General features: G+C 72.4%; 26 protein-coding genes and 1 tRNA gene. 18 read left to right on the top strand and 9 right to left on the bottom strand.

The genetic code is table 11. The annotated features are described in order from the left end of the window. The first annotated feature begins 38 nt into the window (after positions 1 to 38). Positions 39 to 2,402 (top strand): Rne/Rng family ribonuclease, encoded by a 2,364-nt coding sequence (locus ABZK10_RS14270; protein ID WP_353809966.1) that lies wholly within the window; start codon positions 39 to 41, stop codon positions 2,400 to 2,402. A 9-nt stretch (positions 2,403 to 2,411) separates the two neighbouring features. Here ABZK10_RS14270 and ABZK10_RS14265 read toward each other — a convergent pair whose 3' ends face one another. Next, entirely contained in the window at positions 2,412 to 2,687 is a 276-nt protein-coding gene (locus ABZK10_RS14265; protein ID WP_353809965.1) for a DUF4031 domain-containing protein, read from the bottom strand. A 212-nt stretch (positions 2,688 to 2,899) separates the two neighbouring features. On the opposite strand from ABZK10_RS14265, the gene rplU reads away from it, so the two are divergent. The 11 genes from rplU to ABZK10_RS14210 all read left to right on the top strand — a co-directional run bounded on the left by rplU (position 2,900) and on the right by ABZK10_RS14210 (position 10,354). Then, positions 2,900 to 3,208, top strand: a complete 309-nt coding sequence (gene rplU, locus ABZK10_RS14260) for a 50S ribosomal protein L21 (RefSeq protein WP_281886618.1) — start codon at positions 2,900 to 2,902, stop codon at positions 3,206 to 3,208. Between the two features lie 17 nt (positions 3,209 to 3,225). Beyond that, positions 3,226 to 3,483: a 50S ribosomal protein L27 gene (gene rpmA / locus ABZK10_RS14255; protein ID WP_353809964.1), complete on the top strand. Its 258-nt coding sequence runs from the start codon at positions 3,226 to 3,228 to the stop codon at positions 3,481 to 3,483. 70 nt (positions 3,484 to 3,553) lie between these two features. Then, on the top strand, positions 3,554 to 5,062 hold the full coding sequence (gene obgE / locus ABZK10_RS14250; RefSeq protein ID WP_353809963.1) for a GTPase ObgE: 1,509 nt from the start codon (positions 3,554 to 3,556) through the stop codon (positions 5,060 to 5,062). Next, the gene (proB, locus tag ABZK10_RS14245) at positions 5,059 to 5,865 is read left to right on the top strand and encodes a glutamate 5-kinase (RefSeq protein WP_353809962.1); all 807 of its coding nucleotides are present in this window, start codon (positions 5,059 to 5,061) and stop codon (positions 5,863 to 5,865) included. Before obgE ends, proB begins: the two co-directional genes overlap by 4 nt. Positions 5,866 to 5,874: 9 nt before the next feature. Further along, entirely contained in the window at positions 5,875 to 7,143 is a 1,269-nt protein-coding gene (locus ABZK10_RS14240; protein ID WP_353809961.1) for a glutamate-5-semialdehyde dehydrogenase, read from the top strand. 64 nt (positions 7,144 to 7,207) lie between these two features. Continuing rightward, positions 7,208 to 7,420, top strand: coding sequence for a hypothetical protein (locus tag ABZK10_RS14235; protein ID WP_353809960.1), 213 nt, complete (start codon positions 7,208 to 7,210; stop codon positions 7,418 to 7,420). 13 nt (positions 7,421 to 7,433) lie between these two features. Next, positions 7,434 to 8,033 carry a nicotinate-nucleotide adenylyltransferase gene (gene nadD / locus ABZK10_RS14230; protein WP_353809959.1) on the top strand — a complete coding sequence of 200 codons (600 nt, stop codon included), beginning with the start codon at positions 7,434 to 7,436 and terminating at the stop codon, positions 8,031 to 8,033. Continuing rightward, positions 8,030 to 9,061 (top strand): hypothetical protein, encoded by a 1,032-nt coding sequence (locus ABZK10_RS14225; protein ID WP_353809958.1) that lies wholly within the window; start codon positions 8,030 to 8,032, stop codon positions 9,059 to 9,061. Before nadD ends, ABZK10_RS14225 begins: the two co-directional genes overlap by 4 nt. Before the next feature lie 19 nt (positions 9,062 to 9,080). Then, positions 9,081 to 9,455, top strand: a complete 375-nt coding sequence (rsfS, locus tag ABZK10_RS14220) for a ribosome silencing factor (protein ID WP_353809957.1) — start codon at positions 9,081 to 9,083, stop codon at positions 9,453 to 9,455. 70 nt (positions 9,456 to 9,525) lie between these two features. After that, positions 9,526 to 9,598 (top strand) — tRNA-Ala (locus ABZK10_RS14215). Between the two features lie 237 nt (positions 9,599 to 9,835). Next, a complete protein-coding gene (locus ABZK10_RS14210) occupies positions 9,836 to 10,354 on the top strand; it encodes a hypothetical protein (protein ID WP_353809956.1) in 519 nt (172 codons plus the stop codon). 69 nt (positions 10,355 to 10,423) lie between these two features. Here the strand turns inward: ABZK10_RS14210 and ABZK10_RS14205 are convergent, their stop codons facing one another. Further along, on the bottom strand, positions 10,424 to 10,918 hold the full coding sequence (locus tag ABZK10_RS14205) for an Lrp/AsnC family transcriptional regulator (RefSeq protein WP_353809955.1): 495 nt from the start codon (positions 10,916 to 10,918) through the stop codon (positions 10,424 to 10,426). Positions 10,919 to 11,012: 94 nt separating this feature from the next. Here ABZK10_RS14205 and ABZK10_RS14200 point away from each other — a divergent pair, with 94 nt between their 5' ends. Beyond that, positions 11,013 to 12,209, top strand: a complete 1,197-nt coding sequence (locus ABZK10_RS14200) for a glycoside hydrolase family 3 N-terminal domain-containing protein (protein WP_353809954.1) — start codon at positions 11,013 to 11,015, stop codon at positions 12,207 to 12,209. Here ABZK10_RS14200 and ABZK10_RS14195 read toward each other — a convergent pair. After that, positions 12,186 to 13,295: a winged helix DNA-binding domain-containing protein gene (locus tag ABZK10_RS14195; RefSeq protein ID WP_353809953.1), complete on the bottom strand. Its 1,110-nt coding sequence runs from the start codon at positions 13,293 to 13,295 to the stop codon at positions 12,186 to 12,188. The two genes, ABZK10_RS14200 and ABZK10_RS14195, sit on opposite strands and share 24 nt — an antisense overlap. Positions 13,296 to 13,414: 119 nt before the next feature. Here ABZK10_RS14195 and abc-f point away from each other — a divergent pair, with 119 nt between their 5' ends. After that, a complete protein-coding gene (gene abc-f / locus ABZK10_RS14190) occupies positions 13,415 to 15,013 on the top strand; it encodes a ribosomal protection-like ABC-F family protein (protein WP_353809952.1) in 1,599 nt (532 codons plus the stop codon). A gap of 78 nt (positions 15,014 to 15,091) precedes the next feature. Here the strand turns inward: abc-f and ABZK10_RS14185 are convergent, their stop codons facing one another. The 3 genes from ABZK10_RS14185 to ABZK10_RS14175 are packed head-to-tail and all read right to left on the bottom strand — an operon-like array spanning position 15,092 to position 16,382. Next, a complete protein-coding gene (locus tag ABZK10_RS14185; RefSeq protein ID WP_353809950.1) occupies positions 15,092 to 15,919 on the bottom strand; it encodes an SURF1 family cytochrome oxidase biogenesis protein in 828 nt (275 codons plus the stop codon). Further along, positions 15,916 to 16,149 (bottom strand): hypothetical protein, encoded by a 234-nt coding sequence (locus ABZK10_RS14180; protein WP_353809949.1) that lies wholly within the window; start codon positions 16,147 to 16,149, stop codon positions 15,916 to 15,918. Before ABZK10_RS14180 ends, ABZK10_RS14185 begins: the two co-directional genes overlap by 4 nt. Beyond that, complete coding sequence (locus tag ABZK10_RS14175; protein WP_436408536.1) at positions 16,146 to 16,382, bottom strand: DUF3099 domain-containing protein; 237 nt, start codon at positions 16,380 to 16,382, stop codon at positions 16,146 to 16,148. Before ABZK10_RS14175 ends, ABZK10_RS14180 begins: the two co-directional genes overlap by 4 nt. A gap of 168 nt (positions 16,383 to 16,550) precedes the next feature. Here ABZK10_RS14175 and ABZK10_RS14170 point away from each other — a divergent pair, with 168 nt between their 5' ends. Continuing rightward, the gene (locus tag ABZK10_RS14170; protein WP_353809947.1) at positions 16,551 to 17,261 is read left to right on the top strand and encodes a beta-ketoacyl-ACP reductase; all 711 of its coding nucleotides are present in this window, start codon (positions 16,551 to 16,553) and stop codon (positions 17,259 to 17,261) included. Positions 17,262 to 17,331: 70 nt separating this feature from the next. Here ABZK10_RS14170 and serB read toward each other — a convergent pair whose 3' ends face one another. After that, positions 17,332 to 17,997 carry a phosphoserine phosphatase SerB gene (gene serB / locus ABZK10_RS14165; protein WP_353809946.1) on the bottom strand — a complete coding sequence of 222 codons (666 nt, stop codon included), beginning with the start codon at positions 17,995 to 17,997 and terminating at the stop codon, positions 17,332 to 17,334. Between the two features lies 1 nt (position 17,998). Continuing rightward, on the bottom strand, positions 17,999 to 19,246 hold the full coding sequence (gene glgC, locus ABZK10_RS14160; RefSeq protein ID WP_353809945.1) for a glucose-1-phosphate adenylyltransferase: 1,248 nt from the start codon (positions 19,244 to 19,246) through the stop codon (positions 17,999 to 18,001). 82 nt (positions 19,247 to 19,328) lie between these two features. Here glgC and glgA point away from each other — a divergent pair, with 82 nt between their 5' ends. The 3 genes from glgA (at position 19,329) to ABZK10_RS14145 (ending at position 21,728) form a co-directional block, all read left to right on the top strand. After that, a complete protein-coding gene (glgA, locus tag ABZK10_RS14155; protein ID WP_353809944.1) occupies positions 19,329 to 20,522 on the top strand; it encodes a glycogen synthase in 1,194 nt (397 codons plus the stop codon). A gap of 58 nt (positions 20,523 to 20,580) precedes the next feature. Further along, on the top strand, positions 20,581 to 21,366 hold the full coding sequence (locus tag ABZK10_RS14150; RefSeq protein ID WP_353809943.1) for an ABC transporter ATP-binding protein: 786 nt from the start codon (positions 20,581 to 20,583) through the stop codon (positions 21,364 to 21,366). A 110-nt stretch (positions 21,367 to 21,476) separates the two neighbouring features. Beyond that, positions 21,477 to 21,728: a type B 50S ribosomal protein L31 gene (locus ABZK10_RS14145; RefSeq protein WP_353809942.1), complete on the top strand. Its 252-nt coding sequence runs from the start codon at positions 21,477 to 21,479 to the stop codon at positions 21,726 to 21,728. Between the two features lie 101 nt (positions 21,729 to 21,829). Here ABZK10_RS14145 and ABZK10_RS14140 read toward each other — a convergent pair whose 3' ends face one another. Continuing rightward, complete coding sequence (locus tag ABZK10_RS14140; protein ID WP_353809941.1) at positions 21,830 to 22,528, bottom strand: 3'-5' exonuclease; 699 nt, start codon at positions 22,526 to 22,528, stop codon at positions 21,830 to 21,832. Between the last annotated feature and the right edge of the window lie 40 nt (positions 22,529 to 22,568).

Below are 22,568 nucleotides of genomic sequence, written 5' to 3'. Positions count from 1 at the left end.
TGACGCGGTCACCCGTCCGGCATAGGAGTGCACCAGCGATGGTGGAAGGTACGAACGACCAGACGAACGAACCCAACGAGCCGCAGGAGCGACCCGTCGAGGACGCCGGGGCCGACGCCCGCGTGGCGGAGCCGGTCGACGGCACGTCGCAGCTCGTCCCGGAGGCGGGCGAGCACGGCGACGCTCCCGAAGAGCCGCCGGAGACGGGAGGCGAGGCCGCGGCCGAATCCGCCGAGCCCGAACCCGAGCCGGCGCCTGCGCCGAGCCCGATCCCCGAGGCGCTCACCACGACGTCGCTCATCTTCCACGCCCCCGACGTGACGCCGCTCCCGGCGCGCCCGGGCCGCCGCGTCGACGAGCAGGACGAGGACGAGCAGCGCAGCGGCGGCTCGTCCAAGCGCCGACGTGCCCGTCGCCGCAGCGGCGAGGACCGCGGCCCCGGATCGGACGACCCGGAGAACACCGTCGTCAAGGTGCGCAAGCCGCGCGAGCCGGAGCAGATCACCGAGCCGCAGAAGGTCAAGGGCTCGACCCGCCTCGAGGCGAAGAAGCAGCGTCGCCGCGACGGCCGCGACGCCGGCCGCCGCCGTGCCGTGGTCACCGAGGCCGAGTTCCTCGCCCGTCGCGAGGCCGTCGACCGTTCGATGGTCGTGCGCGCGAAGGCGGGTCGCATCCAGATCGGCGTGCTCGAGGACGGCGTGCTCGTGGAGCACTACGTCGCGCGCAACCAGGACGCGTCGCTGATCGGCAACGTCTACCTCGGTCGCGTGCAGAACGTGCTCCCGAGCATGGAGGCGGCGTTCGTCGACATCGGTCGCGGCCGCAACGCGGTGCTCTACTCCGGCGAGGTCGACTGGGACGCCGCCGCCGAGAACGGCGAGAAGAACCAGCCGCGCCGCATCGAGCTCGCCCTCAAGCCGGGCGACCGTGTGCTCGTGCAGGTGACCAAGGACCCGGTGGGCCACAAGGGTGCGCGCCTGACCAGCCAGGTCTCGCTGCCCGGTCGCTACCTCGTCTACGTGCCGAACGGCTCGATGAACGGCATCAGCCGCAAGCTGCCCGACACCGAGCGCGCACGCCTGAAGAAGATCCTCAAGGAGGTGCTGCCCGAGAACGTCGGCGTCATCGTGCGCACCGCCGCCGAGGGTGCCACGGAGGAGCAGCTCACCCGCGACGTCAATCGCCTCACCGCGCAGTGGGCCGACATCAGCTCGCAGCTCGAGAAGGTGCAGGCGCCCGCGCTGCTGCACTCCGAGCCCGACCTGCTGATCAAGATCGTCCGCGACGTCTTCAACGAGGACTTCCAGAAGATGATCATCTCGGGCGAGGACGCGCGCGAGACCATCGAGCGCTACCTCCGCCAGGTCGCACCCGACCTGCTCGAGCGCGTGGAGAAGTACGAGGGCGAGCGCGACGCGTTCGACGAGTACCGCATCACCGAGCAGATCGAGAAGGCGCTCGACCGCAAGGTCTGGCTGCCCTCGGGCGGTTCGCTCATCGTCGACCGCACCGAGGCGATGACGGTCATCGACGTCAACACGGGCAAGTTCGTCGGCTCGGGCGGCAACCTCGAGGAGACCGTCACGAAGAACAACCTCGAGGCGGCCGAGGAGATCGTGCGCCAGCTGCGGCTGCGCGACATCGGCGGCATCATCGTGGTCGACTTCATCGACATGGTGCTGGAGTCCAATCGAGACCTGGTGCTGCGGCGCCTCGTCGAGTGCCTGTCGCGTGATCGCACGAAGCACCAGGTCGCCGAGGTCACCTCGCTCGGCCTCGTGCAGATGACCCGCAAGAAGCTCGGCCTCGGGCTCCTCGAGTCGTTCAGCGAGCCGTGCGAGGTGTGCGCCGGCCGCGGCATCATCGTGCACCACGAGCCGATCGCGAAGCACCGCTCGTCGCAGCAGCCCGAGCGTCGTCGCGGACGCGGCGGCGGGGGCAACGCCGGTGGCAATGGCGGCAACGGCGGCGGGCAGCCGCCGCAGGGCGCCAGGTCCGAGCAGAAGTCGAACGGCCACGCCGGCACGCACGGCATCACCGAGGACGCGAAGCACGCACTCGCGCAGATCGCGGCGTCGACCCTGGCGCACGAGCGGCAGGAGGAGGCCGCGGCCGCGGCCGAGCAGGTCGCCGCCGCCACTGTCGCCGAGCCCGTGTCGGCCGAGCCCCAGCCGTCCGAGTCGGTCCAGATCCTCGACATCCCCGTCGAGGGCGGGTCGCGCCGGAAGCGCCGTCTCCCCGACGCCGACGCGGAGCACCTGCTCGGCTCGGTGCTCGATGCGCTGCCCGCGCCGAAGCAGCCCGGCGAGGGCCGCTCGAAGTCGCGGCGCGTGACCACGGCCGCGCTCCAGGGCAACGCCGCGCAGCCCATCGTGACCCGGCGGGACGCACCGTCCGAGTGAGCGGCGCGCTCAGGCGCCGGAGCGCCGCTCGCGGGCGGTGATCCGGAGCCCGCTCGCGCGCAGGCGCACGACCAGCTCGCGATTCGACACGGGTTCCGCGCCCGCGTCGACGAGCTGGTCGTAGCGCTCGGCGGGCACGTCGTAGTGGTCGCGGTCGAACGCCCGCTCGGGGATCCCGGCGGCGCGGGCGAAGCGGTGGAGTTCATCGAGCGAGCGGTCGCTGACGAGGTGGGACCACACGGTGCCGTGCGCCGGCCACATCGGGCGATCGATCAGCACGGCCATGGCGTCGAGTCTACGGCGACGCGCCGACGGCCGCCGTTTGACCGGCGCCCTCCGGTCCCGTAGAATCGTCTGTTGGTGCGTCTCGGCTTATCCCGGGCCCGCCCATGGTTTTCTGGCAGCAATGGCCCTCCTTCCCGCTGGGGTCGTCCGCGCAGTGACATCCTCAACAACACGATGGAGCCGATGAGGCTCCCTGGAGATTGGTACGAGTAGTGGTTTACGCAGTAGTGCGCGCCGGCGGCCGGCAGGAGAAGGTCGAGGTCGGCACCATCGTGACGATGGACCGCGTGACGGCAGACGAGAACGGCAACGTCGAGCTGCCCGCCGTCCTCCTGGTCGACGGCAAGACGATCACCTCCGACGCCGAGAAGCTCGCGAAGGTGAAGGTCACGGCCGAGGTCCTCGGCGACCTCCGTGGCCCGAAGATCGTCATCCAGAAGTTCAAGAACAAGACCGGGTACAAGAAGCGCCAGGGCCACCGTCAGGAGCTCACGCGCGTCAAGGTCACCGGCATCAAGTAGAGCCAGAGGAGACAGCGATGGCACACAAGAAGGGTGCGAGTTCGACTCGCAACGGTCGTGACTCGAACGCGCAGCGCCTCGGCGTGAAGCGGTTCGGTGGCGAGGTCGTCGGCGCGGGCGAGATCCTCGTCCGCCAGCGCGGCACGCACTTCCACCCCGGCGCCGGCGTCGGCCGCGGCGGGGACGACACGCTGTTCGCCCTCCAGGCGGGCGCGGTGGAGTTCGGCACGAAGGGCGGCCGCAAGGTCGTCAACGTCGTGGCGGCCGCCGAGTAGTCGGACAGATCATCGTGAGGGCGGGCTTCGGCTCGCCCTCACGCATTTCCAGACGGGGGAGGAGCAGCCCATGGTGAGCTTCGTCGACGAGGTGACGCTGCACCTGCGCGCCGGTCACGGCGGCAACGGCTGCGTCTCGGTGCGCCGCGAGAAGTTCAAGCCGCTCGCCGGCCCCGACGGCGGCAACGGCGGCAACGGCGGCGACATCGTGCTCGTCGCCGATCCGCAGGTGACGACGCTGCTGGGGTACCACCACCGTCCGCACCGCTCCTCCGAGAACGGCTCGCCCGGCATGGGTGACAACCGCTCCGGCGCCACCGGCGAGCCGCTCGAGCTGCCGGTGCCGGTCGGCACGGTCGTGAAGGACGAGCACGGCGGCGAGCTGGCCGACCTGGATGCCCCGGGCATGCGCTTCGTCGCGGCCTCCGGCGGCCTCGGCGGCCTCGGCAACGCCGCGCTGGCGTCGGTCAAGCGCAAGGCCCCGGGCTTCGCGCTGCTCGGCACCCCCGGTTTCGAGGGCGATGTCGTCCTCGAACTCAAGACGATCGCCGACGTGGCGTTCGTCGGGTACCCGTCCGCGGGCAAGTCGAGCCTCATCGCCGCGATGTCGGCGGCGCGGCCGAAGATCGCCGACTACCCGTTCACCACGCTGCATCCGAACCTCGGCGTCGTGCAGGCGGGCGAGACGCGCTTCACCGTCGCCGACGTCCCCGGTCTCATCGAGGGTGCCAGCGAGGGGCGCGGCCTGGGGCTCGAGTTCCTCCGCCACGTCGAGCGCTGCTCGGCGCTGCTGCACGTGCTCGACTGCGCCACGCTCGAGCCCGGACGCGACCCCGTCAGCGACCTCGACGTGATCCTCGGCGAGCTCGGCGCGTACCCCGTGCCGGAGGGCCAGACGCCCCTGCTCGAGCGCCCCCAGCTCGTCGCGCTGAACAAGGTCGACGTGCCCGAGGCGAAGGAGCTCGCCGAGTTCGTGCGCCCCGAGCTCGAGGCCCGCGGGTTCCGGGTGTTCGAGATCTCGACGGTGAGCCACGAGGGGCTGCGGGTGCTGGGCTACGCCCTGGCCGAGCTCGTCGCCGCCGCCCGCGAGGCGGCCGCCGCCGAACCCGAGCCGGAGCGCATCGTGCTGCGACCGAGGGCGGTCGACCGGGTCGAGTTCACCGTGAAGCCCGAGGGCGGCACCTACGGCACGCTGTACCGCGTGCTCGGGGCGAAGCCCGAGCGATGGGTCGCCCAGACCGACTTCGCCAACGACGAGGCCGTGGGCTACCTCGCCGATCGCCTCGCGCGACTGGGCGTCGAGGACGAGCTCGTCCGCGCCGGCGCGGTCGCCGGCTCGACCGTCGTGATCGGTGCCGGTGCGGGCGTCGTCTTCGACTGGGAGCCCACGCTGACGTCGGCCGCCGAGGTGATGGTGGCGCCGCGCGGCGCCGACACGCGCCTCGACGACAACCGGCGCGCGACGCGTGCCGAGCGCCGCAGCGACTACCACGACCGCATGGATGCCAAGGCCGAGGCCCGCGCCGAGCTGGAGCGCGAGCGCGAGTCCGGCATCTGGGACGAGGACGACACCGAATGACCCCGCTCGTGCGCACCGAGATCGAGGTGGCGCGCCGCATCGTCGTCAAGGTCGGCTCGTCGTCCATCAGCGGCGACCAGGCCGGGCAGATCGGCCCGCTCGTGGACGCGCTGGCGGCGGCTCACGCACGCGGCGTCGAGGTGGTCCTCGTGTCGTCCGGCGCCATCGCCACCGGCATGCCGTACCTGCGTCTCGACGAGCGCCCCACCGACCTCGCCACGCAGCAGGCCGCGGCGTCGGTCGGCCAGAACCTCCTGGTGTTCCGATACCAGGACGCGCTCGATCGCTACGGCATCGTCGCGGGCCAGGTCCTGCTCACGGCCGGCGACCTCGAGCACCCCACGCCGCGCAGCAATGCCCAGCGCGCCATGGAGCGCCTCCTGGGGCTGCGCATCCTCCCGATCGTCAACGAGAACGACACCGTGGCCACGCACGAGATCCGGTTCGGCGACAACGATCGCCTCGCTGCGCTCGTGGCCGAACTCGTCGGCGCCGACCTGCTCGTGCTCCTCTCCGACGTGGACGCGCTGTACACGGCTCCGCCGCACCTGCCCGGCGCGCGTCGCATCGACGAGGTGCCGTTCGGCGACCCGCTCGCGGGCGTGGAGATCGGCAACGCCGGCCGGTCGGGTGTCGGCACCGGGGGAGCGGAGACGAAGGTCAGTGCCGCGCGCATCGCCGCGGAGGCGGGCACCGCCGTGCTCATCACCGCGACGGCGCTCGTCGGCGAGGCGCTCTCGACCGCGTCGGTCGGCACCTGGTTCGCTCCCGGTCCCGCCCCGGAGGGTTCGCGGCTCGCATAGGCTGGCTGCATGCAGTCCACCGTCGCCATCGACCCCGTCCTCGCCGCCCGGTTCGACGAGGCGCGCCACGCCTCGCGAGTGCTCGGCACCCGGCCGACGGCCGTGAAGGATGCCGCGCTCGAGGCGATCGCCGCCGCGCTGCTGGCCCATGAGCCGGCGATCCTCGCGGCCAACGAGCAGGACATCGCGGCGGGCCGCGCCGACGGCCTCGGCGACGGGCTGCTCGACCGGCTCACGCTCACGCCGCAGCGGGTCACCGCGCTCGCAGATGCCGTGCGCGACGTCGTGCGCCTCGAGGACCCGGTCGGCGAGTCCATCCGCGGCCGGCGCCTGCCCAACGGCATCCGCATCGAGCAGGTGCGCGTGCCGCTCGGGGTGGTCGGGGCGATCTACGAGGCGCGCCCGAACGTCACGGTCGACATCGCCGCACTCGCGATCAAGAGCGGCAACGCCGTGGTGCTGCGCGGCGGTTCGGCCGCCGAGCGCACGAACCACGTCCTCGTCGGCGTGCTGCGCGAGGGCCTCGCCACGGCGGGGCTTCCGGAGGGCGCCGTGCAGACGGTCGACGACTTCGGGCGCGAGGGCGCACGGGCCATGATGCACGCGCGCGGGCGCATCGACGTGCTCATCCCGCGCGGGAGCGCCGGCCTCATCGAGACGGTGGTCGGCGAGTCCACCGTGCCCGTGATCGAGACCGGGGCGGGGGTCGTGCACATGTTCCTCGACGAGAGCGCGCCGCTCGAGCGCGCGGTCGAGCTGGTGCACAACGCCAAGGTGCAGCGCCCGAGCGTCTGCAACGCGCTCGAGACCGTGCTCGTGCACCGGGCCGCGGCCGACCGACTGCTCCCGGCGGTGCTCGACCGCCTGATCGGCGCAGGCGTGCTCGTGCGCGGCGACGACGCCGTGCGCGCGGTGCGCCCCGAGGTGCAGCCCGCGGGCGAGGAGGACTACGCGACCGAGCACATGTCGCTCGAGCTCTCGATGCGCGTCGTGGACGACCTCGACGAGGCGCTCGCGCACATCGACCGCTACTCGACGCGCCACACCGAGGCCATCGTGACCGACGACCTCTCCGCGGCGGAGCGCTTCCTCGCCGAGGTCGACGCGGCCGCGGTGATGGTCAACACGTCGACGCGCTTCACCGACGGCGGCGAGTTCGGGTTCGGCGCCGAGGTGGGCATCTCGACCCAGAAGCTGCACGCGCGCGGCCCCATGGGCCTGCCCGAACTCACGAGCAGCAAGTGGCTCGTACGCGGTGACGGGCAGGTGCGCGGCTGACACCCGACGGCATCGCTAGACTGGACGGGCGCGCGACCCGACGCGCGAGATGGAGGAACACGCCATGCAGGTCATGACCACGGTGCTCGCCGAGACGGAATTCGCCCGCGAACTCCCGATGGACCCGATCATCTACGGCGTGATCGCCATGGTGATCTTCATCGCGCTGGGCTTCGTCACGTGGTCGTACCGCGACGTGGCGAACCGCCACCGCGAGAAGTCCGACGCCTTCGCGGCTCGCGTGGCCGCGGGCGAGGAACCGGGCCACCACCACTAGCATCGACGCCACCGTGGCCGACCAGGCGCGACGCCCGCGCATCGGCGTGATGGGCGGGACGTTCGATCCCGTGCACCACGGCCATCTGGTCGCGGCCAGCGAGGTGGCGCACTCGTACGGGCTCGACGAGGTCGTCTTCGTCCCGACCGGGCGGCCGTCCCACAAGGACGCGGTCACGGAGGCCGAGCACCGCTACCTGATGACCGTGATCGCCACCGCGTCGAACCCCCGCTTCACGGTGAGCCGCGTCGACATCGACCGCGCGGGTCCGACGTACACGACCGACACGCTCAGCGACATCCGTCGCCAGCGGCCAGACGCGGAGCTGTTCTTCATCACGGGCGCCGACGCGGTGGCACAGATCCTGTCCTGGAAGGATGTCGGGGCCCTCTGGGAGCAGGCGCACTTCGTAGCTGTGAGTCGTCCGGGACATGTGCTCTCCGTTTCGGGTTTGCCCGAGGCCGACGTAAGCTTGCTGGAGGTTCCGGCACTTGCGATCTCGTCCACCGACTGCCGGAACAGGGTGCGCCGGGGAGATCCGGTGTGGTACTTGGTGCCCGACGGGGTCGTCCAGTACATCTCCAAGCACCGTCTGTATCGGAGTCTCGAATGACGTCGTGGCAGGATCCGCCACTGACGCGCCGCGAAGCCCGTGAGCGCGAGCGCCTGCTGGCACAGCAGGGCGCTCAGGCGACCCCGGATGCTGCGCAGCCCGAGCCGTCCGCGCCGCAGTTCGCCGCGCCGCCCGCGGCTGCGCCCGTCGCCCCGCCGCCGGCTCCGTCGGCGCCGCCCGCCGCGCCCGTCCGCCAAGCGCCGTCACCCGCGTACCCGCCGCAGCAGTCGGCTCCACTGCCGCCGTCGCCCCCGGTGCGCCGTGCCGCGCCGGCGTCCACGCCGCTGCCCGCACCGGCTCCCGAGGCATCCGCTCCCGAGCGCACCCTGACCCGCCGCGAGTTGCGCGCGCTGCTGGAGAGCCAGGGGGCGAGCGCACAGGACGAGCTCGACGCCCCGAACCTGCCGCCGGCCCCGCCCGCCCGGCCCGCGCCGGCACCGGAACGCTCCGCCGCTCCGGTCGCGATGACCTCGCACCACGCCGCCGACGCGGCACCCGCACCGACGTTCGAGCCGGTGGCGACCGACACGCCCGCGCCCACCCCGTCGACGCCGACGGGGCACTGGAGCCTGCAGATGGCGTCGGAGGACGAGCCCGACGCCCCGACGCCGTTCGACCAGCTCCTCGCCCGTGGCGGCTCCGGCAGCGGCGGCGCCACGACGACGAGCGCGCTCATCCTGCCCAGCCTCCCGAACCCCGGTGCGATGATGCACCCGGCGACCGGCGAGGTCATGGTCACGGGTTCGATCGACCTGCCGCGCAGCTACGGATCGACCGGCGCCCACCCGAGCCACATCGACTCGCCCGACCTGGACAGCCTGTTCGACCAGATGGAGGACACCGGCGGCGGTGTCGCCCCCATCTCCGCCGCGCGTGCCGTGAGCACGCAGACCTCGCAGCGCGGGGTCATCACGCCGCCGAAGAAGGAGGGCATCAACGTGCCCCTCGTCCTCGCGGTGACCGCCGGCGTGCTCGCGCTCGGCGTCGTGGGCACGCTCGTCGCCGGCTACGTCCTGAACCTGTTCTGATCGAGGGGGAACCCGCACGATGACCGCTTCCGACGACGCCCGGCACCAGCTGGGCATCGCCGCGGCCGCCGCCGACGCGAAGGGCGGCGTCGACCTCGTCGCCCTCGACGTGTCGGAGCCGCTGCCGCTCGCCGACGTCTTCCTCCTGGTCTCGGGCCGTTCCGAGCGCAACGTCGTGGCGATCGCCGACGGCGTCGAGGACGCACTGCGCGAGCACGGCGTCCACGCGATCCGTCGCGAGGGCCGAGCGGAGGGGCGCTGGGTGCTGCTCGACTTCGGCGACCTCGTGGTGCACGTCTTCCACGAGGAGGAGCGGATGTACTACGGACTCGAGCGGCTCTGGCGCGACTGCCCGGTCATCGATGTCGCATCGCTGCTGCCGCACGGCGCCTGAGCGTTCGTCGATTTCTCCGCACTCGGGAAGATGTTGTAAGCTTGTCGAGTTGCCTCCGATGGAGGCGAACGGGTCTGTGGCGCAGCTGGTAGCGCACCTGCATGGCATGCAGGGGGTCAGGGGTTCGAGTCCCCTCAGATCCACCGAGAACCCCCGGGAATTCAAGGAATCCCGGGGGTTTCGCCATCTCCGGAACCGAGCCGCACGTCGTGGCCGCGACCGGGGCGGCGACCAGCCTCGTGCATCGGACCGCCGCGTTCGACGACACATGCCGATCACGGCACGCGTCCGCGCCATTCGTGCGCGTCGCCTTGACCCCCGGACGGGGGAGAACCAAACTTGTCGGGTACGTCTGCCGTGACGCACGAGGGGAGTCAGACATGTCAGCAGAGTTTTCCCGTCCGACCATCGCCGGGCGCGAGGCGCCCGAGCCCGAGGTGCGGGAGGACGACGCGGACGCGTTCGCGATCGATCAGGACGACCGGCCCGAGGCGGGACCGAAGAAGCGCGGCGTGCCCGAGTGGCCCACGAACCTGCGGTTCATGGTCATCGTCCTGGCCGGTGTCGTGGCGCTCTTCCTCGCCTTCGCGCTGCTCATCGCCTTCAACGTGAGCGGCGAGGCGATCAGCGCCCTCGCGGTGATCTCCGTGCCGATCGCGACCATGGTCGCCGCCTACTACGCGGTGTCGCTCTCGATGCAGCAGGTCGACGCCGCACGCGAGGCCGCCGCCGTGTCCGAGGAACGCGCGCGCGCCGCCGAGGCGTCCGCGCGCGAGTCCGACGCCTGGTCGGCGCAGATGGAGTCGGGGCTGCGGGTCGCGGTGGCGAAGCTGCGCAGCGCGGGCGCCGACACGAAGGACGTCGAGCGCGCGGCCGGCACACCGGACGAGTTCTTCTAGGCGGGAGTTCGGCTGCGGCCGGCCGACGCGGTACGGGGGAGGATCCACACGCCCGCGGCGTCCGCTCCGCTACTGCCAGATGTCGAGCGACTGCGCGGGTGGCCTGCCGTCGATCTCGTAGAGCACGAGGTGCGACCGGGTCGACACGACCCCGGGCATGTCGTGGATGTCGCGCAGGATCGCCTGGCTGAGCTGCTCGTGGTCGGGCGCGCTCACGGTGAGCATGATGTCGATGTCACCCGAGACGGCCTGCACCTTCTCGACGAACGGCAGCTGCGCGAGCTGTTCCGCGATGCGCTCCCACGGCGCGTCCTGGATGCGCACGACGACGAGGGCGGTCACGTTGAGTCCGATCGCCTTGCGGTCGACCTGCGCGCCGAACCCGGTGATGACGCCGCGCCGCACGAGCGACTGCACCCGGTTGTGGGCGGAGGTGCGAGAGATGTGCACGCGTTCCGCGAGGGTGCGCACCGACAGGCGGCCGTCCCGGCTCAACTCCGCGACGATGCGCCGGTCGATTGCATCGATGGGCGTGCGTTCTGCGCCGTTCGCCTGCTGCGTCATCGCCCCCTCCGACTCCGTGCTGGTCTCAGCGTAGCGTCGCGCACGCCGGAGTGACCCGGCCCGTGCCCGGATTCGGCGGCTAGACTCGGCGCTCATGAGTCCGCTGCGGTACGTCGCTCCGGCGATCCTCGCGGTCGCCGTGCTGGGGGCGCTGGGCGGATGCGCCGCTGCGCAGTCCCTGCCCGAGCCGACGCCGACCGAGGCGGCCGAGCCGCGACCCGTGCCGAGCACGACCGCCACGCCGGAGCCGTTCGATCCCGTGGCCGTCTCGGTCACCGCCGCGATGGCCGACATGGACCTCGAGGAGAAGGTCGGGGCGCTGTTGATGCTGCATCGGCCCGGCGTCGATCCGGCGCCCATCCGCGCCGACATCGAGCGGTACGGGTTGGGCGGCGTCATCCTCATGGGCGACAACGTGCCGGCCGACCCGGCGGCGCTGCGTGCCCTGACGGACGGCCTCGTCGTCGACGACGACCTGCCGCCGCTGGTCGCGATCGACCAGGAGGGCGGCATCGTCAGCAGGCTGACGTGGGATGCGGCAGCGGGCGCCGACGTGCTGAAGTCGCAGCCCGTAGAGGCCACGACCGACGCGTTCACGACGCGGGCCGGGCTGCTCGCCGACGCGGGGGCGAACGTGAACTTCGGGATCGTCGCCGACGTGACCGCCGATCCCGGTTCGTTCATCCACCCCCGCGTGCTCGGCACCGATCCGACGGCTGCGGCCGATCGCGTGGCCGCAGCAGTGGGTGCCGAGCAGGGCGTCGTGTACAGCACGCTCAAGCACTTCCCCGGGCACGGGGCCGCGCCGGGCGACTCGCACACCTCCATCCCGCAGACCGACCTGTCGCTCGCCGACTGGGAGGCCGGAGCGGCCGTGCCGTTCGCCGCCGGCATCGAGGCGGGGGCCGAGCTCGTCATGTCGGGGCACCTCCGGTTCACCGCGGTGGACGCGGAGCCCGCCACCGTGTCGTCCGCGTGGATGGACGTGCTGCGCGCCGACCTGGGATTCGAGGGCGTCGCGATCACCGACGACATGCTCATGCTGCAGCGCTCGGGCGTCGCCGAGTTCGCCGACCCCGTCGAGAACGCGATCCGCGCCCTCGCCGCCGGCCAGGACATGCTGCTCTACGTGCTGCCCGGCGATCCGTCGACGGTGGGCATCGACGTCGACGCGCTCATCGACGGCATCGCGGCGGCCGTCGAGTCGGGCCGCATCGACGAGGCATCGATCGACGAGAGCGTCGCGCGCGTGCTGACGCTCCGGCGGTCACTCGCGCTCGACGTCGGCTGAGGCGGGTTCGGCGAGCTCGGCGTCGGCACCGGTGGCGCATCCCCAGCGGCGCACGGATGCCGCGAGCCGGCGTCGCTCGCGTGCGGTGAGGTCACGGAACGGATCGACGTCGACGATCGCGCGCATGCCCGTGCGGGTGCTGGACCAGGTGCCGGCGACGCGGCCCGACGCCACCACGATCGGGCGGAACACGCCGTTGCCGCCGGGCACGATGCGCGCGATCGCGTCGGGCGGCGCGAGCGGCGTGCGGTCGGCGTAGCCGAGGAAGTACTCGTCGAACCCGGGCAGGGCGACGGTGGGCAGCTCGCCGCCCGCCGCCGGCGCGGGCGCGTCGGCGCCGGAGAGGCGGTCCTGCCCGTCGCGCACGAGCGCCGTGCCGGCCGCCGCGACCCCGCGTCGCACCGCACCGAGCGGCAGGCCCGCCCACCAGGCGAGGTCGCGCTCGGTCGCCGGGCCGTGCCCGCGCAGGTAGCGCACGGCCAGCTCGGCGAGCGCCTCGTCGCCGGCGAGCTCCCGCTGCCGGGGCGCCCACTCCTCGAGCAGCACGAACCGCTGGTTCCGCCCCTCGACGGGCCCGTGGCAGACGAGTCCGTCGATCGCGAGCAGCGAGAGCAGGTGGTACCCGCGCTGGCCGGCGGTGTCGACGCCGGCGGCGTTCCACGAGGCGAACAGTCGCGCTCGGTCCAGCGCACGCCCGCCCGACAGGGCGCCGACGCTCGCGTCGGCGGCGCGCACCACGTCTCGATCGGTCAGGCCGAGCTGCTCCCGACGGCGAGCGGATGCCCGTCGCATGCGCTCGGCGGTGAGCCCGAGCATCCACCGCACGTCGCCGGCGGGCAACAGGTGCAGCGTGCCGCGCATGGGCCAGGTGCGCACGATCTCGCCGCGGTCGATCGCTCGGTCGACGTCGGGCACGCGCGCGGCAGCGGTGCGCGCCGCGATCGCCCACTTCGCGGCCGGGAGGTCCTGCGCCTGGACGCACAGCAGTCGTTCGACGACCGCGCCGGGGGTCTCGAGCGGCTCGACGAGCCCGTGCGCACGCATGCGCGCGGCGGCGAGCGCACGCTCGGATCGGGGGCCTGCCATGCCCCGATCATCGCCTGCCCCGCCGACAGCGGGGAGCGCGACCCGCGCGACCCCGTAGACTGGGTCGCTGCGCCGTCGCCGCTGATCGTCCTCCCACCACCTCCACGAAGGGTTCCACCGTGCTCGCCGTCCACGACCTCGAGATCCGCGTGGGTGCGCGCGTGCTCATGGAGCACGTCGACTTCCGGGTCGCCGACGGAGACAAGATCGGCCTCGTCGGTCGCAACGGCGCCGGCAAGACGACCCTCACGAAGGTGCTGGCGGGGGAGACCCTGCCCACCGGCGGGCGGGTCGACCGCTCGGGCGAGATCGGCTACCTGCCGCAGGACCCGCGCTCGGGCGACCCCGAGCAGCTCGCGCGCACCCGCATCCTCGACGCGCGCGGCCTGGGCACGCTCGTGCTCGACCTGCACCGCGCCTCGGAGGCGATGGGCAGCGACGACCCGGCCGTCGCCGAGAAGGCCATGCGCCGCTACGGCAACCTCACCGACCGCTTCACCGCGCTCGGCGGGTACGGCGCCGAGTCCGAGGCCGCGTCGATCGCCTCGAACCTGAACCTGCCCGACCGCATCCTCGACCAGCCGCTGAAGACGCTGTCGGGCGGCCAGCGGCGACGCATCGAGCTGGCCCGCATCCTCTTCTCCGACGCGTCCACCATGATCCTCGACGAGCCGACGAACCATCTCGACGCCGACTCGGTGGTGTGGCTGCGCGAGTTCCTGAAGTCGTACCGCGGCGGGGTCATCGTGATCAGCCACGACGTCGAGCTCGTGGGGGAGACGGTCAACCGCGTCTTCTACCTCGACGCCAACCGCTCGGTCATCGACATCTACAACATGGGCTGGAAGCACTACCTGCGCCAGCGCGCGGCCGACGAGGAGCGGCGCAAGAAGGAGCGGGTGAACGCCGAGAAGAAGGCCGACGCCCTCCGCCAGCAGGCCGCGAAGTTCGGCGCCAAGGCGACGAAGGCCGCCGCCGCGCACCAGATGGTCGCACGTGCCGAGAAGCTGCTGTCGGGCCTCGAGGAGGTGCGCCAGGTCGACCGCGTGGCGAAGCTGCGGTTCCCCACGCCCGCCGCCTGCGGCCGCACGCCGCTCGCCGCGAGCGACCTCTCGAAGAGCTACGGGTCACTCGAGATCTTCACCGCCGTCGACCTCGCGATCGACCGCGGCTCGAAGGTCGTCGTGATCGGCCTGAACGGCGCCGGCAAGACCACGCTCCTGCGCATCCTCGGCGGCGTCGACCGCCCCGACACGGGCGGCATCGAGCCCGGCCACGGGCTGCGCATCGGCTACTATGCGCAGGAGCACGAGACGATCGACGTCGCGCGCACGGTGCTGCAGAACATGGTGTCGTCGTCGCCGAACCTCACCGAGACCGAGGCGCGCAAGGTGCTCGGCTCGTTCCTGTTCACGGGCGACGACGTGCACAAGCCGGCCGGCGTGCTCTCGGGCGGTGAGAAGACGCGCCTGGCGCTCGCGATGATCGTGGTCTCCGGTGCGAACGTGCTGCTCCTCGACGAGCCGACGAACAACCTCGACCCGGCCAGCCGCGCCGAGATCCTCGACGCGCTCGCGCACTACGAGGGCGCGGTCGTGCTCGTGAGCCACGACCCGGGTGCGGTCGAGGCACTGAACCCCGAGCGCGTGCTCGTCATGCCCGACGGCGTCGAGGACCACTGGAGCGCCGAGTACCAGGAGCTCATCGAGCTCGCGTGAGCGGCATCGCCGGGCACCTGCTCGGTGGTCGGCGGGAGAGCGGATGCCTCCGGGCCGCGCCCGCCCGCGCGGTGCGCCTCAGCGGCGGACGTCGAGGATCCCGTCCTCGACGTCCGCGTCGCTCGGCGCGCGCCGGCGCGGCTTCGGCGGGGCGACGGGGGCCTCGCCGTCCTCCTCGGCCCGCGACCGCCGCTCCTGGCGAGCGGCCCATCCGAGCCCGACGAACGCCATCAGCGCGAAGACGAACCACTGGAACGCGTACGACAGGTGCGGTCCCTCGTCGCGTTCGGGGCGCATCGCGGGCAGCGGCGGCTCGTCGGCCTCGGCGGCCGACTGCACGAGCAGCCCGTAGGCGCCGGTGTACGACGGCGCGTCGACGCGGGTCGCGAGCTCGTCGAGGTCGATGGTCGCGAGCAGGTCGCCGCTCGAGCTGCGCCCGGCGATGACGTCCTCGCCGGCCTTGAGGCGCGCCGCGACCTCGACCCGTCCGGCGGGCACGCCGGGCACGTCGACCGCGGTGCCGTCCACCGGCGCCTGGATCCAACCGCGGTCGATCATGAACACGCGGCCGTCGTCGAGCCGGAACGGGGTGATGACCTCGTAGCCGGAGGCGCCCGAGTACGGCCGGTTGCGCACGAGCACCTGCTCCTCGGGCATCCACTCGCCACTCACGGCGACCGGCAGCCACTTCAGGTCGTCGTCGAATGCGGCCGGGTCGGGCAGCGCCTCGGCGATCGGCACCGGATCGGCGTCGTAGTTCGCGTCGATGCGCGCGACCTCCGTCAGGGCCTCCGCGCGCCGGTTCAGCTGCCAGGTGCCGAGCGCGACGCAGACGATCGCGAACACGATCGTCAGGGCGAGGTAGCCCGCCCAGCGCCTGCTGAGCAGGAACCGCCAGTCGCTCACCGGGCCTCCGCCGTCGCGTCGTCGTCGAGCCGGGCGACGTCGAGCGGGAAGTCGCGCGCCGCCAGGAACTCCTGCAGGTAGCCGACGTGCGCGTCGCAGGCGAGCCACGTCTTGCGGCGATCGGCGTCGTGGATGCGCGGGTTGCGCCAGTCGATGCGGTGGGTGGCCGGCTCCCGGCATCCGGCCCGCGAGCAGGTGCGGGCGTGCGGGGTCTCGCCGATGCCGATCACGAGGCGTCCTCCGGGTGCCGGTCGGTCGTCTGCTCCCGGTCGGGCGGCCGCACGATCGCGCCGGGCCGCTCGACGGCGCCGGGTCGTGCGGTCGCGACGTTGGCGAGCACGACCGCGACGTACGGCAGGAAGATGGCGCCCGCGGCGCAGACGACCAGCCACCAGCCCTGGGCCCAGATCATGCCCAGCACGCACAGCACGCGGATCGACATCGCGATCGTGTACTTGCGCATGCGCGATCGCCGCTCGTCGTCCGGCGACTGGGGGAGCGAGGTGACCGATTGCGGATGCTTCATCATGATGTGCGGGGCGGCAGGCCCTCCCCTCAAGGGTACGTCCGTCGAGCCGCATGCGTGACGCCCTATGCTGAGACGCGGCCCGCACCCGACGAACGGAGAACCATGACCGACAGCCGCACCGTGCTCGTGACCGGAGGCAACCGGGGCATCGGCTACGCCATCGCCCAGCGCTTCGTCGAGCTGGGGCACCGCGTCGCCGTGACCGCCCGTTCGGGCGAGGGCCCCGAGGGCACGCTCACCGTGCGCGCGGACGTGACCGACCAGGCATCCGTCGATGCCGCCTTCACCGAGGTCGAGCAGCAGCTCGGCCCGGTCGAGGTGCTCGTCGCGAACGCCGGCGTCACCCGCGACATGCTGCTCATGCGCATGAGCGAGGACGACTTCACGAGCGTGCTCGACACGAACCTCACGGGCACCTTCCGCGTCGTCAAGCGCGCCTCGAAGGGCATGCTCAAGGGCCGCTACGGCCGTATCGTGCTCATCTCGAGCGTGGTCGGCCTGTACGGCTCGGCCGGCCAGGTGAACTACGCGTCGTCGAAGGCCGCCCTGGTGGGCTTCGCGCGCTCGGTCACGCGCGAGCTCGGCGGCCGCGGCATCACCGCGAACGTCGTCGCGCCCGGCTTCATCGAGACCGACATGACGGCCGCGCTCCCCGAGGAGCAGCAGGCGCAGTACAAGGCGAACATCCCCGCCGGCCGCTTCGCGACGCCCGACGAGGTGGCCCGCGTGGTCTCCTGGGTCGCGAGCGACGACGCCGCCTACGTCTCGGGTGCGGTCATCCCCGTCGACGGCGGCCTCGGCATGGGGCACTGACCCGAGGCCGCGCCCGTCCGACGGGTGGGGCGAGCGGATGCTCCGGGGCGCACGCCCCGGCATCCGGGCCTCAGCCGCGCAGGCCCGCGAGGGCGAGCACCGTCGACAGGTCGCGCACGTCGATCGCGACGTCGGCGCGTCGGCGCACGACCGGCTTGGCGTCGAACGCGACGCCGAGTGCCGCCGCGCGCATCATCTCGAGGTCGTTCGCGCCGTCGCCGACCGCGATCGTACGGTCGGTCGCGAGCCCGCTGGCGGCCGCCCACTCGCGCAGCGCCTCCGCCTTCGCGTGCGCGTCGACGATCGCTCCCGTGACCCGGCCGGTCAGCGCCCCGTCCGCCACCTCCAGGCGGTTCGCCCGGCAGAAGTCGAGGCCGAGGTCGTCGGCGATCGGGTCGAGCAGCTCGTGGAAGCCGCCGGAGACCACGCCGACGCGTCCGCCGGCGGCGTGCACGGCGTCGACCAGCTCGCGCGCCCCGGGCGTCACGCGCACCTGTGCGCGGACGCCGTCGAGCGCCGCGGCGGGCAGGCCGGCGAGGGTCGCGACGCGCTCGCGCAGGCTCTCCGAGAAGTCGAGCTCGCCGCGCATGGCGCGCTCGGTCACCAGGGCGACGTGCGCGCGACTGCCCGCGGCATCCGCGATCAGTTCGATCGCCTCGTCCTCGAGCAGTGTCGAGTCCGCGTCGAGCACGACGAGGAACGCGGCGCCGGAACGCCGCGGGGGAGCACCGGTCACGTCAGTTCGCCCGCCGGACCCGTGAGCCCTTGCCCACGACCGTGATGCCGCTCGGGGTGACGATGAACCCGCGCGAGCGGTCGAGCTCGGGATCGACCCCGACCTGCGCTCCCGCCTCCACGACGACGTCCTTGTCGAGGATGGCGCGGCGCACGGTGGCCCCCGCCTCGATGCTCGCCCGGTCGAACACGATCGAGTCGGCCACGTGCGCCCCGGAGCCCACCGTCGCCCACGGGCCGAGCACGCTGCGCTCGACGTGGGCCCCCGAGATGACCGAGCCGAGCGAGACGATCGAGTCGATCATGGTGCCGAGGGTGCCGCGGGCGTCGCGGGTGAACTTGGCGGGCGGGGAGTTGCGCTGCTGGCTGAAGATCGGCCATTCGCGGTTGTACAGGTTGAAGACGGGCAGCACCGAGATGAGGTCCTGGTGCGCCTCGAAGAACGAGTCGATGGTGCCGACGTCGCGCCAGTAGTACCGGTCGCGATCGGTCGAGCCCGGCACGGAGTTGCGCCGGAGGTCGTAGACGCCGGCCCGGCCCTGCGAGACGAACGCGGGCACGATGTCGCCGCCCATGTCGTGGTTCGAGTCGGTGAGCTCGCCGTCGCGCAGCACCGCGTCGATCAGCGCGTCGGCGTTGAACACGTAGTTGCCCATCGAGGCGAGCACCTCGTGCGGGGCGTCCGGGAGCCCGACCGGGTCCTTCGGCTTCTCGAGGAACCGCTGGATGCGGGCGGGGTTGTCGTCGTCGACCTCGATGACGCCGAACTGGTCCGCGAGCGAGATGGGCTGTCGGATGGCCGCAACGGTGGCGTCGAGGCCCGACTCGACGTGCGCCTCGATCATCTGGGCGAAGTCCATGCGGTACACGTGGTCGGCGCCGACCACCACGATGATGTCGGGGTTCTCGTCGTGGATCAGGTTGAGGCTCTGCAGGATCGCGTCGGCGGACCCCGAGAACCATCGCTTGCCGAGCCGCTGCTGCGCGGGCACGGACGCGACGTATGAGTTCAGCAGGCCGCTGAGCCGCCACGTCTGCGACACGTGCCGGTCGAGGCTGTGCGACTTGTACTGGGTGAGGACGACGATCTGGGTGAGGCCGGAGTTGATCAGGTTCGACAGCGCGAAGTCGATGAGCCGGTACTGGCCCCCGAACGGCACTGCCGGCTTGGCCCGGTCCTCGGTGAGCGGCATCAGCCGCTTCCCCTCGCCGCCCGCGAGGACGATTCCGAAGATCTTCCGAGGCGTCATGGCCCCAGCGTAGTCACGTCGCGGCCGGATCCGCAGCGGGTTGACGGGAGGTTTCTCCCCGTGTCTGCGCTAGCGTTGCCGCATGCGCGTGGACCTGATGACCCGTGAGTATCCGCCGGAGGTCTACGGAGGCGCCGGCGTGCACGTCGCCGAGCTCGTCCGAGCCCTGCGGCGCGACATCGACGTGACCGTGCGCTGCTTCGGCGCGCCCCGCGACGAGCCCGACACCTACGCCTACGCGGTGCCGGGCGGGCTGGAGGGCGCGAACCCCGCGATCAGCACGCTGGGCGTCGACCTCGCCATGGCCCAGGACGCCGCGGGCGCCGACGTGGTGCACTCGCACACGTGGTACGCCAACTCCGCGGGCCACCTCGCGAAACTGCTGCACGGCGTGCCGCACGTCGTCACGGCGCACAGCCTCGAGCCGCTCCGGCCGTGGAAGGCGGAGCAGCTCGGCGGCGGGTACCGCGTGTCCAGCTGGGCCGAGCGCACCGCCTTCGAGGCCGCCGACGCGGTGATCGCCGTGAGCGAGGGGATGCGCCGCGACATCCTGCGCAGCTACCCGTCGCTCGACCCCGCCGACGTGCGGGTCGTCTACAACGGCATCGACCTCCAGCGCTGGACGCCGGTGGACGACGCCGACACGGTGCGCGCGCTGGGCATCGACCCCGACCGGCGCTCGGTCGTGTTCGTCGGCCGCATCACCCGCCAGAAGGGCCTGCCGTACCTGCTGCGCGCCGCGCGCGCGCTGCCCGCCGACGTGCAGCTCGTGCTCTGCGCCGGGGCGCCGGACACGCCCGAGATCATGGCCGAGGTGACGGGCCTCGTCGAGGAGCTGCGCGCCGAGCGCGAGGGCGTCGTCTGGATCGAGCGCCTGCTGCCGCAGCCCGAGCTCGCGGCCGTGCTGAGCGCGGGCACCACGTTCGTCTGCCCGTCGGTGTACGAGCCGCTCGGCATCGTGAACCTGGAGGCGATGGCCTGCGGCATCGCCGTCGTCGGCACCGCGACCGGCGGCATCCCCGAGGTCGTCGACGACGGCGTGACGGGCCGACTCGTCCCCATCGAGCAGGTCGACGACGGCACGGGCACGCCGGTCGACCCCGACCGCTTCGTCGCCGACCTCGCGGCGACACTCACCGAGGTGGTCGACGACCCCGCACGTGCGGCCGAGTTCGGGCGTGCGGGCCGGGAGCGGGCCGAACGGCACTTCGACTGGACGGCGATCGCGGAGCGCACGCGCGAGATCTACCGGGACGTGCTCGGCCACTCGGCCTGACGCGCGGGGCGTCGTGGACAGGCACGGACCACCCGTCGGCGCCGGATAGGCTTGGAGCATGTCGACCACCGTGCTGCAGCTCTCCGACGTCTCGGTTGTCCGCGACGGCAACACCATCCTCGACGACGTGGACTGGACGGTGGAGTCGGACCAGCGCTGGGTCGTGCTCGGCCCGAACGGAGCCGGGAAGACCACGCTGCTGCAGATCGCGGCCGCCGCGATGCACCCGTCGTCGGGCACCGCCGAGATCCTCCAGGAGACCCTCGGCAAGGTCGACGTGTTCGAGCTCCGCCCGATGATCGGCTTCGCCTCGACGGCGATGGCCCGCAAGGTGCCGAAGAACGAGACCGTGCTCGACGTCGTGCTGACCGCCGCCTACTCGGTCACCGGCCGCTGGAACGAGCAGTACGAGGACATCGACACCCGGCGCGCGCAGCGCGTGCTGGCCGAGTGGAAGCTCGATGCCCTGGCCGACCGCCGCTTCGGCAGCCTGAGCGACGGCGAGCAGAAGCGCGTGCAGATCGCGCGCGCCGTCATGACCGACCCCGAACTGCTCCTCCTCGACGAGCCGGCCGCGAGCCTCGACCTCGGCGCCCGCGAGGAGCTCGTCGAGCTCCTGGGCGGCTACGCGAGCTCGCCGAACGCCCCGGCGATCGTCATGGTCACCCACCACGTCGAGGAGATCCCGAACGGGTTCACCCACGCCCTGCTGCTGGCCGACGGCAAGGTCGTGCAGGCCGGCCCGCTCGGCGAGACCCTCACGGGCGAGCACCTCTCGAGCACCTTCGGCATGGGCATCGCGCTCGAGGAGCGCGACGGCCGCTTCTGGGCACGCGCCGAATGACGTCGGTGCCGGCTGCGATCTGCTAAGATCGATAGCTGGCCCGTAGGGCCCACATGCTTCTCCGCCGGTTCCGGCGGCAGATCCACGCACACCACCAGCAAGGAACACTGATGAAGACTGACATCCACCCCGACTACGCTCCGGTGGTCTTCCGCGACCTCTCGTCGGGTGCGACGTTCCTCACCCGTTCGACCGTCTCGAGCGACAAGACGATCGAGTGGGAGGACGGCAGCACCTACCCGGTCATCGACGTCGAGATCTCCTCGGCCTCGCACCCGTTCTACACGGGCAAGCAGCGCATCCTCGACTCGGCCGGCCGCGTCGAGAAGTTCAACCAGCGCTTCAAGAACTTCGGCAAGTAGTCACGCCGCGAAGGGCCGGGCGGTCAAGGCCGCCCGGCCCTTCGGCATGCCCGGCTGCGGGCACGGCCGGCCCCGAGCGCACCGCGATGGCGCGGCGGCGCTCAGCGGCTCGGCCAGGCGCCCGAGGTCGTGAAGTCGGGGCTGCCGTTCGCCCGGCGCCAGGCCTGGTAGCCGGCGGCCTGGTCGCGGGCCCAGCCGACCTGCCGGGCGTGCAGCTCGTCGACGTCGAGGGCGTGCAGCTCGGGGAAGGCGTCTGCGAGGGCGAGCGCCACCCGCCCGGCGGCGACCGCGTCGGCGCAGGCCTCGTGGGCGGCGTCCAGGTCGACGCCGTAGTGCGCGGCGGTGACCGAGAGCGTGCGCTTGCCGCGTCGGTACCGGTCGAGCGCCTTGTCGATGACGTACGGGTCGATGACGGGTGACGGAGCGTGCAGCGGCGGCACGGCGTAGCGCTTCGCCTCGCGGTCGAGCACGGTCAGGTCGTAGGCGGCGTTGTACGCCACGAGCGGCACGCCCTGCGCGAGCAGGTGCGCGATCGCGTCGATGAGCTGCGCGACGCCCTCGTGGGCGCGCATGCCCTCGGCGCGGGCGCGCGCCGTCGTCACGCCGTGGATCGCGGAGGCCTCCTCGGGGATGTCAACGCCCGGGTCGAGCAGCCAGTCGTGCGCCCCCACCACGTGTCCGTCGCCGTCGAGCACGCCGAGGTGCGCGGTGACGATGCGGCAGGTCTCCGGATCGACGCCCGTCGTCTCGAGGTCGAACACGGCCAGCCGATCGGTCCAGGTGCGTCGCAGGGTGTCCACGTTCGTCACCCTACGAGCGGGCACCCACATCCCGCGGTAC

The organism is Agromyces sp. SYSU T00194 (assembly GCF_040496035.1).
Taxonomy (GTDB): domain Bacteria; phylum Actinomycetota; class Actinomycetes; order Actinomycetales; family Microbacteriaceae; genus Agromyces; species Agromyces chitinivorans.
This window is presented reverse-complemented; position numbering and strand designations above follow the sequence as displayed.